The organism is Ruegeria arenilitoris (assembly GCF_013032445.1).
GTDB lineage: Bacteria > Pseudomonadota > Alphaproteobacteria > Rhodobacterales > Rhodobacteraceae > Ruegeria > Ruegeria arenilitoris_F.
In genome coordinates this window covers 1-9,637 of sequence record NZ_WQCA01000053.1, presented here as the reverse complement: position 1 = coordinate 9,637, position 9,637 = coordinate 1, and the positions used below count along the sequence as shown (strand labels likewise).

At 54.8% G+C, this 9,637-nt stretch carries 9 protein-coding genes and 2 pseudogenes; 3 read left to right on the top strand and 8 right to left on the bottom strand.

Going from position 1 to position 9,637, the window contains the following annotated elements:
* Nucleotides 1-248: DDE-type integrase/transposase/recombinase (locus GOW98_RS24815; protein WP_170330748.1), on the top strand; the 248-nt coding region annotated here is incomplete at its 5' end.
* Nucleotides 249-298: 50 nt separating this feature from the next.
* On the opposite strand, the pseudogene GOW98_RS24810 reads toward GOW98_RS24815, so the two are convergent.
* The 8 genes and pseudogenes from GOW98_RS24810 to GOW98_RS24775 all read right to left on the bottom strand — a co-directional run.
* Nucleotides 299-601: pseudogene (locus GOW98_RS24810) on the bottom strand (integrase); the annotation flags it as partial.
* A gap of 262 nt (nucleotides 602-863) precedes the next feature.
* Nucleotides 864-1,274: a universal stress protein gene (locus tag GOW98_RS24805; RefSeq protein WP_170337238.1), complete on the bottom strand. Its 411-nt coding sequence runs from the start codon at nucleotides 1,272-1,274 to the stop codon at nucleotides 864-866.
* A 141-nt stretch (nucleotides 1,275-1,415) separates the two neighbouring features.
* Nucleotides 1,416-2,708 carry a TRAP transporter large permease gene (locus tag GOW98_RS24800; RefSeq protein ID WP_170337234.1) on the bottom strand — a complete coding sequence of 431 codons (1,293 nt, stop codon included), beginning with the start codon at nucleotides 2,706-2,708 and terminating at the stop codon, nucleotides 1,416-1,418.
* Nucleotides 2,705-3,319, bottom strand: a complete 615-nt coding sequence (locus GOW98_RS24795; protein ID WP_170337232.1) for a TRAP transporter small permease — start codon at nucleotides 3,317-3,319, stop codon at nucleotides 2,705-2,707. The genes GOW98_RS24800 and GOW98_RS24795 overlap by 4 nt, the downstream gene beginning before the upstream one ends.
* A 73-nt stretch (nucleotides 3,320-3,392) precedes the next feature.
* Nucleotides 3,393-4,382 (bottom strand): TRAP transporter substrate-binding protein DctP, encoded by a 990-nt coding sequence (gene dctP / locus GOW98_RS24790; protein WP_170337247.1) that lies wholly within the window; start codon nucleotides 4,380-4,382, stop codon nucleotides 3,393-3,395.
* A gap of 104 nt (nucleotides 4,383-4,486) precedes the next feature.
* Nucleotides 4,487-5,596, bottom strand: a complete 1,110-nt coding sequence (ald, locus tag GOW98_RS24785) for an alanine dehydrogenase (protein WP_170337229.1) — start codon at nucleotides 5,594-5,596, stop codon at nucleotides 4,487-4,489.
* 25 nt (nucleotides 5,597-5,621) lie between these two features.
* On the bottom strand, nucleotides 5,622-7,133 hold the full coding sequence (locus GOW98_RS24780; protein WP_217359735.1) for a CoA-acylating methylmalonate-semialdehyde dehydrogenase: 1,512 nt from the start codon (nucleotides 7,131-7,133) through the stop codon (nucleotides 5,622-5,624).
* A gap of 34 nt (nucleotides 7,134-7,167) precedes the next feature.
* Nucleotides 7,168-8,490, bottom strand: coding sequence for an aspartate aminotransferase family protein (locus tag GOW98_RS24775; RefSeq protein ID WP_170337213.1), 1,323 nt, complete (start codon nucleotides 8,488-8,490; stop codon nucleotides 7,168-7,170).
* A 144-nt stretch (nucleotides 8,491-8,634) separates the two neighbouring features.
* Between GOW98_RS24775 and GOW98_RS24770 the strand changes: the two genes are divergently transcribed.
* Nucleotides 8,635-9,201, top strand: a complete 567-nt coding sequence (locus GOW98_RS24770; RefSeq protein WP_170337205.1) for a cupin domain-containing protein — start codon at nucleotides 8,635-8,637, stop codon at nucleotides 9,199-9,201.
* 321 nt (nucleotides 9,202-9,522) lie between these two features.
* Nucleotides 9,523-9,637: pseudogene (locus tag GOW98_RS25960) on the top strand (IS6 family transposase); the annotation flags it as partial.

Here is a 9,637-nt window from a genome sequence, read left to right as displayed (position 1 = left end):
GAGCCACCGAAAAACAACAGACGGGCAGGTGGCTTAATAATCGGGTTGAGAACTCACACCTGCCGTTTCGACGAAGAGAACGGGCCATGCTGCGTTTCAGGCGTATGCGAAGTTTGCAGAAATTCGCCTCCGTCCACTCCTCCGTTTACAACCACTTCAACCAGGGAAGATCACTTACCTGCCGAGACACCTTCAAGCTGACACGCACCGCCGCTCTCACAGAGTGGCGCGAACTTGGTGCGGCATAAGGGGCAGCTATACTGGCCTGGCTAAGACTGGTTCGAATTTGTCTGACAGCACCTTCCGAAGTATCGAAACGGACTGGTTTCTGGGTTTTGCTTTGCAAAACGGACTCGCGTTCTTTGATTTGTCCCGACGCCATGACATCCGCCACTTTCATCTTAACTAGATCACAACTTCGGAGCATGCTGTCGATTGCCACGTTGAAGAGTGCGAGGTCGCGGTAGTTCTCCGCCAGCTCCAGTCTGACGCGGATTGCCCAGACATGTTTCGGCTTCGGGGGGCGTTTTTGCCCAACGATGCGGCCCTTGTTCCAAGCTGGGCGTAGAGCGCGAATGGCAGGTAAGTTTGGTGTTTCCATGACTGATCCTTCGATCCGCCTTGCCCTCCCAGACGACAATCCGACGTTGACCCAAGCATCATAGTACAGGACGCTGCGCCGCCTCCGATGTCCGGAATGAGCACGTAGATACTTCGCACGTCCACTATGAGCCCTGCTTCCCAAATGCTGCAAAGTGAAATTCTGGTAGGTGCGCCACAAAGCAGACCTTCGTCGCGGTGAGGCGCACCTATCACTACAGATTTCACAGGACAGAGTTACTGACATGCTGCGGACGCCAGCGTCACAAACGAAGTACGTGCACCGAACACTGAGCGTGTCGAACGACGAGAGCGGCTGTTGAACCCAAAAAGAACTCCTTCATCCCAGGTTTATGTGAAGCGAGTACGATACAGTCGATGCCATGTTTGTTGGCGTATTCGGTGATTGCGCGACCTGCCGATTGGCTCTCGAGCAGGATGGACGACACGTCGGTCTCACTTGTTAGGCGCTCGGCCAAGCGCGCCTTTGCTTTTTGGAGAGATTTTTCTGCGATCCCTTCATCCATATAGTACAATATCTGTCTATTTGGGGGCTCATGGATATGCGCGGCAGTGATTTTTCCACCTTCGGATACAAGGGCATGTGCCGCCGCAAGTGCGTGTTCACTGATGCCATGTTCCAGAGACAGCGCGACTAGAATGTTTTTGTACATTTCCAACCTCCGTATTCAGGTCTTCAGTTATCTGCTGCTAACTCGCCGCTCCTACTTCATCTTCGGGAGGGCGCTCAGACACCCCAGCCGTAAGATTGGGGTGCGTGCTGTTTCGTCTTGGGCTTTTGCGCTTTCCCGTCGCTACCTGCTGAGCAGGAGGTCCGGCAGGAACAGGGCCAACTCTGGTACAAAAGTTGTCAACATCAGCGTTGGGAGCCAGGCAAAGACTATGAAGATCAAAGTCGGCCATAACATGCGCGAAACCGGCTCATCACAAACCTGAGCACCGAGATAGAGCAGTGGCGCGGTTGGTGGCGTGATGTTTGCCATTCCCAGGTTCACGCCAATCACAGCCGCAAAATGAATCGGATCCATTCCGGTGCTCTGCGCGATGGGAAGCAAGATAGGTGTCGCCAGCAAAAGACCCGAGATATCGTCCATGAGCATTCCGATCAGGATCATAACAACGTTGATCATAAGAAGGATGACGACCGGATTGTCCGACACGGAGTAGACCAGATCTTTGGCCAGCTGAGGTGCGCCTTGCGAGATCAGGTTGTCTGACACGATCAGAACCATGAAGATCATGACCATGACCACGCCAATCGTAACACCGGAATTCTGGATGGTCTGGGCCAGTGTTTTCCAGGTCAGTCCGCGATAGAAGTAGATCGCGATCGGGATCGAGTAGACTACTGCGATACCCGCAGCCTCGGTTGGCGTCATTATGCCGCCATAGATCCCGCCCAGAATGATCAGCGGCATCATAAGCGCAGGCCCGGCCAGGCGCACCTGAACACCGAATGTCGGCAGGAACGGTTTAGGGCGTTCCGTCAGGTTGATGTCGTCATATTTCCGCAGCATGAACTGATTTACGACGATCAAAAGCGTGATCAGGATGATCGCCGGAATGACCGTGGACAAGAAGCACTTTAGTACATGCTGCTGTGCAACCCAGCCATATAGGATGTGCGACGAACTCGGTGGGATCAACAGACCCAAGGGGCTGGCCGCGACGATCAGAGCCGCCGATTGCCCACCCGGATAGTTGGCCTTTTTCAGATGGGGCATCATGATGCCACCGATACAGGTCAGCGTTGCGTTGGCACTACCGGAAATGGAGCCGAACACACCGCAGGCCAGCACCCCAGCAGCGCTCAATCCTCCTTTGATATGGCCAATGAACATTTCAGCCAGAGAGACAAGAGGGGCCGCGATTTTACCTTTTTCCATGATGCCACCGGCGATCATGAAGAGTGGGATCGCCAGAAGTACAAGTGAGCGGATACCCGTAGAGCCGGTCGGCAAATAGCCGGTGATGGATTGATCTCCGACAAGGGCGATGAAAATCAAAACCGATCCGAATGCTACATAAACGCTGACGCCCAACAGCAGCATAAAGCAGACGATAAGGAGACTTCCTCCGATGATCATTGGGTTTCTCCTTTTTGCATTTCTGATCTCAAGGGAAGCCCGAGCCCCTTGCGGATATGCACGTACAGATATGCCGCCGTGAACGTCGCCATGAGGCCAAAGGCAATCATGATCGCAATCCGCCAGGTCACAAACGGAATGCGCAGCACCGGGGTTGCGCGCAGCCGGGGGAATGAGAAGTCGTCAAGCAGTGAGACATAACAGGCGTACATGAGGAATAGGATCACCAGCACCTCAACGGTCAGGACGACAAAGCCGCGCCACCAAATCAACCGAGGATTCTGGATCAAGATGCCAAGAATGTCCGCGTTGATATGCAGGTTGCGGGCAGAGGCCAGAACAGCACCTGCAAAAAAACCGATTATGCTGATGCCCAGAAGCCATTCTTCATAGGCAAAGAGATCACCACCAAATCCATACCGGATGACAACAACTGCCCCAAACGTGAAAGCCATCAGGAAACCGGCAAACATGACAATCTGCCTCGTGATAAAAGCTACTGCTTTCAACGGATACCCAATAATTATTGGCAACTCGTCAGTGATTTTTTGCGAGCTCTTCTTTTCTGCGCTTTCGACGACCAATGGACGCTCAGCTTCTGAGCTAGACATCTTTCTCCCTCCCTTAGTTGAGCCAAAGACTGAAAAAAGGGCCAACTGATTTGCTGGCCCTTTTTCTCAGTGTTTATTGCTGTTCCTTAGCTGCCAGCAGGCGGTCGATGATGTCCTGACCGACGTTTTGTGCCATCGCGGGCCAGACCGTTTCCTGGACATGAGTGGCCATTGCAGCTTGGTCTTCGTCGCTCAAGCGTAAGATAGTGTAGCCTTTGTCGAGCAGTTTCTGGCCGAACACTTCGTCGTTCTCACGGTTGTAGGCAAAGAAGTCTTCGGACGCCTTGGTCATCGCGGCTTGCAGCGCGGCGCGCTGTTCGTCGTTCAGCTTGTCGAGTGTCCGTTGCGACGCATAGAAAGTTGTCAGCTCTGAGATCGAATTGTATTCGACAAAATGGGTGCCAACATCCGATTTGGCGAAGATCGAGTAAGTCGCGGTTTTCGTGCAGCAAATTGCTCCATCGACAATGCCGGCCTGAAGTGCGGGGAAGATGTCGCCCCATGCCATGGTTGTCGCTTGGTAACCCAGTTCTTCGACCATCGACTTCACGACGCTGGAAGACCAGACGCGAATGTTCATGCCCTTGTCGTCAAAAGTATTCCAGTTCTCGGGCTCTTGCGACGAAACGATGCCAATGAACCCTTCAGGGTTCTGCGCCATGACGCGCACACCATATTCGTCCGTGATTTCCTGCAGGATGGTGTTGAACTCGGAATCCATGTTGAGAAGCGTGCTTTCCATGTCATCCCAGCCGCCCAGCAGAAACGGCATAGACAGGAATTCCAAGCGTGGATCGGTATCGGCATAGATGAACGCCGATGCCAGATCGATGTTGCCGCGTGCAACATCTTCGAACAGAGCTTCACCAGAACCCAACTGGTTTGCTGGAAAGACTTCTACCGTCAGTCCAACATCCGCAGCTGCAACATCCGCTGCGACCTGTTCCATCATTTTTGTGCCTTGGTGATCAATCGGGAAGACACCTGCAAAACGCAATGTCATGTCTTCCGCTGCAGCTGTTGTTGATAGTGCGGTTACCGCAAGCAAAGCGGCACCACCCATCGCGCCGAGGGCGCGGCGGTTAATCTTCGTAATCATTAAGGTTTCCTCCTCAGTGGTGGGTGCCCCGCCGAATTGCGCGCGGCGGGACATTTCTTTGCTTCAGTTCAGCAAAGTTCCGGGGCGATGAACTCGTATCCAAGATCATCGGCCACAGCCTTGTACGTCACCTTCCCGTGGGCCACGTTCAGGCCGTTCATCAGGTGACGATTATCTGCAAGTGCCTGCTTCCAGCCATGGTTGGCGATAGCCAGAGCGTGCGGCAGCGTGACGTTGTTCAGTGCGTAGGTCGACGTTCGGGCGACTGCACCTGGCATATTGGCGACGCAGTAATGAACAACATCGTCGACAACATACGTGGGCTTTGCGTGAGTGGTGGCTTTGGACGTTTCAAAGCAGCCGCCCTGATCAATCGCAACGTCCACGACGACCGCACCGGGTTTCATTTTTGAGATCAGCTCGCGCGTGACCAGCTTGGGCGCAGCAGCACCCGGGATCAGAACCGCACCAACAACCAGATCGGCATTGGTGACTTCTTCCTCCAATGCGGCTTTGGTTGAATAGACAACCTTGGCGGACGCCTCGAAATGATTCTCCAGCTTTTCAAGAACTGCCGGATTGCGGTCCAGAATGGTCACGTCCGCGTGCAAGCCGACAGCCATTTGCGCCGCGTTGAACCCGACAACACCGCCGCCGATAACGACAACTTTGCCGGGCTTCACACCGGGCACACCGCCCAGCAACACGCCCAGGCCACCCTTTGCCTTTTCCAACGCGCTGGCACCCGCCTGGATTGACATGCGACCGGCAACCTGGCTCATCGGCTTCAGCAGGGGTAGACCGCCATTGTCGTCGGTGACCGTCTCATAAGCGATGCAGACCGCGCCTGAGTTGACCAGATCTTTGGTCTGCTCTGGATCGGGGGCCAGATGCAGATAGGTGTAAAGGATCTGACCTTCGCGCAGCATTGCGCGTTCCACGGCCTGAGGTTCTTTCACCTTCACAATCATCTCTGCATTGGCAAAGATATCGGCTGCTGTTTCGGCAATTTCCGCACCAGCCGCCCGATAGGCATCATCATCCGCCCCAATGCCGGTACCGGCGTTGGATTCCACGATGACGTTGTGACCATGAGAAACCAGTTCCGCGACGCTTTCGGGGGTCAAGCCGACTCGATATTCATGGTTCTTGATTTCCTTGGGAACACCAATAAACATATTCTTCACTCCTTGGATCGGATGATCATTTTGCCGTTGGCATGACGAACTCAGCACCTTCCGAGATGCTTTCGGGCCAGCGCTGCATGATGGATTTCTGCTTGGTGTAGAAACGAACACCTTCTTCGCCATAGGCGTGCATGTCGCCGAACAAGCTCTTCTTCCAACCACCGAAGCCGTGCCAGGCCATCGGAACTGGGATCGGAACGTTAACGCCGACCATACCGACCTGAACCTGCTTGCCGAACTCGCGCGCGACGTTGCCGTCACGGGTGAACAGCGACACGCCGTTACCAAACTCGTGGTCGTTGATCAGTTGCAGACCCTCGGCAAAGTTCGAGACGCGGACGCAGGACAGGACGGGGCCGAAGATCTCTTCCTTGTATATCTTCATGTCGGGGGTGACGTTGTCGAACAGGGATCCACCCAGGAAGAACCCTTCTTCATGCCCTTCGACGGTATAGTCGCGACCATCGACCAGCAGGTCCGCACCCTCTTCGACGCCAGAGTCGATGTACCCTTTGATCCGATTCCGCGCGGCTGCGGTGACAATCGGGCCCATCTCGGCGTCCAGTTCAAGACCGTTTTTGACCTTCAAGGTTTCGGCGCGTTCTTTCAGAACCGGCATGATTTTATCGGCGGCATCGCCAACCAACAGGGCAACCGAGATCGCCATGCAACGTTCGCCAGCCGACCCAAAGGCAGCACCAATCAGTGCGTCGACTGCCTTGTTCATGTCGGCGTCCGGCATCACCAACATGTGGTTCTTGGCTCCACCCAACGCCTGAACCCGTTTGCCGTGCCGCGCACCAACCTCGTAGATGTAGTTCGCAATTGGGGTCGAACCGACAAAGGACACGGCCTTGACGTCGTCATTCTCTAACAGCGCGTCCACGGCGACTTTGTCACCCTGCACAACGTTAAACACACCATCGGGGAAACCAGCCTTCTGCATCAGATCCGCATACAGCAGGGATGCGGAGGGGTCGGTCGGCGACGGCTTCAGGATAAAGGTATTGCCTGCGGCGATGGCGATCGGGAACATCCACATCGGCACCATCACCGGGAAGTTGAAGGGAGTGATCCCGGCGACAATGCCCAACGCCTGACGCGTGGTCCAGTTGTCCATGCCAGTGGAGACCTGCTCGGTGTAATCGCCCTTGAGGAGTTGCGGAATGCCGCAGGCAAACTCGATGATATCAATTCCGCGTTCAACCTCGCCTTGGGCGTCAGTGAACACCTTGCCATGCTCTACCGTGATGGCGCGGGCCAGATCATCCTTATGCTCGCGCACCAGGGCCAGAAAGTTGTTCAGAAGGCGGGCGCGGCGGATCGGCGGAGTGTTAGACCACTTTGGGAACGCTGCTTTCGCAGCGGTCACGGCGTCGTCAACTGTCTGAACGCTCGCCAGCGGCACCTGGCCGGTTTGTGCGCCGGTTGCTGGGTTGAACACCGGTTGGGTCCTTTCGCCGGACGAAACTGTGATTTGGCCATTAATGTAGTGGCCGATCAAAGCGATCGGGGATGCATCTTTCATGATGTCAGTCCTTTTTGGGGTTAGTGGTCAGAGGTTAGGGCAGGTCAGCCAATACCTCTCCAAGCGTTTGACAAAGTGTGGTTATTTCAGGTTCCGAGATGATCAGTGGCGGCGACAAGGCGATGATGTCACCTGTGACACGGATCATTATTCCAGCGTCCCAGGCCCGCTTCATGGCGTCATAGCCCCTTGCACCTGGCGCGCCTTGTCGCGGCGCAAGCTCAACCGCGCCCACCAATCCCAGATTGCGAATATCGATGACGTTCGGCAGACCTTTGAGGTTGTGAAGCTGACCCTCCCAAGGCTGCGACAACAATGCAGCGCGGCGGAAAAGATCATTCTGCTTGTAGCTCTCCAGCGTTGCCAGCGCTGCGGCGCAAGATACCGGGTTGGCGGAATAGGTATAACCGTGGAACAGTTCAATCGGTGCATCGGCATTTTCCATAGCCGAGTCATATATCTTGTCGGATACGATGACCGCTCCCATCGGAATCACACCGTTGGTCAGGCCTTTTGCCGTCGTGATGATGTCCGGCTTCACATCGAAATACTCCGACGCTGTCGCTGCACCCAAACGACCAAAGGCGGTGATGACCTCGTCGAAAATCAGCAGGATACCATGCCGGTCACAGATTTCGCGTAGCCGCTTTAGGTATCCTTTCGGCGGCAGAAGCACACCGGTGGACCCGGCCATCGGCTCAACGATCACTGCTGCAATCGTCGACGCATCGTGAAGCGCGACCAATCGTTCCAGATCATCTGCCAGTTCCGCGCCGTGTTCCGGGCAGCCGCGTGAAAACGCATTCTTCTCTGGATCATGCGTGTGGCGCAGATGGTCTACTCCGGTAAGGAGCGTCCCGAAATGCATCCGGTTCTTCACGATGCCGCCAACCGAGATGCCGCCGAATCCGGTCCCGTGGTAGCCACGCTCACGCCCGATCAAACGCGTGCGCGCGCCTTCACCGCGCATCCGGTGGAAATGCAGTGCGATCTTCAGCGCCGTATCGACGGACTCGGAGCCAGAGTTGGTGAAGAATGCGTGGCTCATCCCCTCAGGCATCATCGCTGTCAGCTTTGCCGACAACTCAAACGCCTGAGCGTGTGAGAACTGGAAGTTTGGTGCGTAATCCAGCTCGTGCACCTGTTTCTGCACCGCTTCAACGATAAGCGGATCACGGTGACCGGCATTGACGCACCATAGCCCGGCGGTGCCGTCCATGACCTTGCGGCCATCGGAGCTGGTGTAATACATCCCCTCGGCCGACTGGATCATGCGGGGCTCGCGAAGGAAATCACGATTAGCCGTAAAAGGCATCCAAAACGATGACATTGTGTTAGGTTGATCGAGCACGTTCATTCCTCGTGATGCAGATTTTCATTTGGTGCCAGATCCTTGCAGAGTTCAGGCGTACCGCACACCCGGCTTTGTGGGTTTCTGTAAGTCATTGAAAAACAGACCCGCCCCTCCTAAAGTGCTTTCGATCAAAAGCAGGAAATCACGATGGCTGACTCTTCAACATCTGATCTGGAAACTGCCCGGCGGCTACGCTTGATTCGAACCTCCAAAGGCCTCAGCCAGCGCGAGATGGCCAAGCGCGCAGGAGTAGGTAGCGGGACGATTTCCCAGATCGAAAGCGGATCAACTCAGCCTTCCGTGGCACTGCTCAAGAAGATTCTCGCGGGCGTCGATGTCAATCTGGGGTTCTTTTTCAGCTTCGAACTCAAAAACGAGGACAGCTTCTATTTTCCCCACAGAAGCATGCGCGATCTTGGATCAACAGGTGTTTCCTATCTTCTTGTTGCGGGTGAGCGCCGGAATCGGAAGTTGCAGATGCTGATAGAGGAGTACGATGTTGGTGCTGACTCGGGTCGGGCTGAACTGTCGCACGAAGGAGAGGAATGCGCGGTTGTGATAGAAGGTCGTCTTGAAGTGACGGTAGATGGGCAGTCCAGGGTACTCGGTCCTGGAGACGCATATTATTTTTCGAGTATTTTGCCACACAGATTTCGGAATGCCGGGGATACGCCATGCAAAGTTATTAGCGCATGCACTCCTTCGTCGTTCTGACTGAATCACAAGAGCTCTTTCGTGAGCGCTTCAGTATTTCGCGGGATGGTCAAATTCGATAAACAACTCGGAATGTAGAAATGAAATCGACATTCACTATCAAGAGCCGTTTGTCGACTTTTCTACGCGATTCCGGACGGCGAACTCTCTTCAGATTTCGCGTTTGCAGCGAATGGCCGGAATGCAGGCTGCGGCATCTTGAATGCTCGACGAAGGTCGGGATTGGGCCGATCCTCAATTAAGTTGGTGGGTATTCAAGCAGGAGGTCTTGTCAGAGGAACTTTGCTTGAGCAGGGCAGGGCGGTTACGTTGCTTTTGCCCATGACCAAACCTGCCTCTTACAAATACTTCAAAACCAGTCCCGAGATCATCCGCCTTGCAGTGATGCTGTACATCCGATTCCCTCTCTCGCTTCGGAATGTCGAAGATCTACTGC

Excerpts from the sequence above, each read along its gene's own strand:
- GOW98_RS24805 (WP_170337238.1), bottom strand. The coding sequence starts at position 1,274 with ATGTACAAAAACATTCTAGTCGCGCTGTCTCTGGAACATGGCATCAGT.
- GOW98_RS24800 (WP_170337234.1), bottom strand. The coding sequence starts at position 2,708 with ATGATCATCGGAGGAAGTCTCCTTATCGTCTGCTTTATGCTGCTGTTG.
- GOW98_RS24795 (WP_170337232.1), bottom strand. The coding sequence starts at position 3,319 with ATGTCTAGCTCAGAAGCTGAGCGTCCATTGGTCGTCGAAAGCGCAGAA.
- dctP (WP_170337247.1), bottom strand. The coding sequence starts at position 4,382 with ATGGGTGGTGCCGCTTTGCTTGCGGTAACCGCACTATCAACAACAGCT.
- ald (WP_170337229.1), bottom strand. The coding sequence starts at position 5,596 with ATGTTTATTGGTGTTCCCAAGGAAATCAAGAACCATGAATATCGAGTC.
- GOW98_RS24780 (WP_217359735.1), bottom strand. The coding sequence starts at position 7,133 with ATGAAAGATGCATCCCCGATCGCTTTGATCGGCCACTACATTAATGGC.
- GOW98_RS24775 (WP_170337213.1), bottom strand. The coding sequence starts at position 8,490 with ATGAACGTGCTCGATCAACCTAACACAATGTCATCGTTTTGGATGCCT.
- GOW98_RS24770 (WP_170337205.1), top strand. The coding sequence starts at position 8,635 with ATGGCTGACTCTTCAACATCTGATCTGGAAACTGCCCGGCGGCTACGC.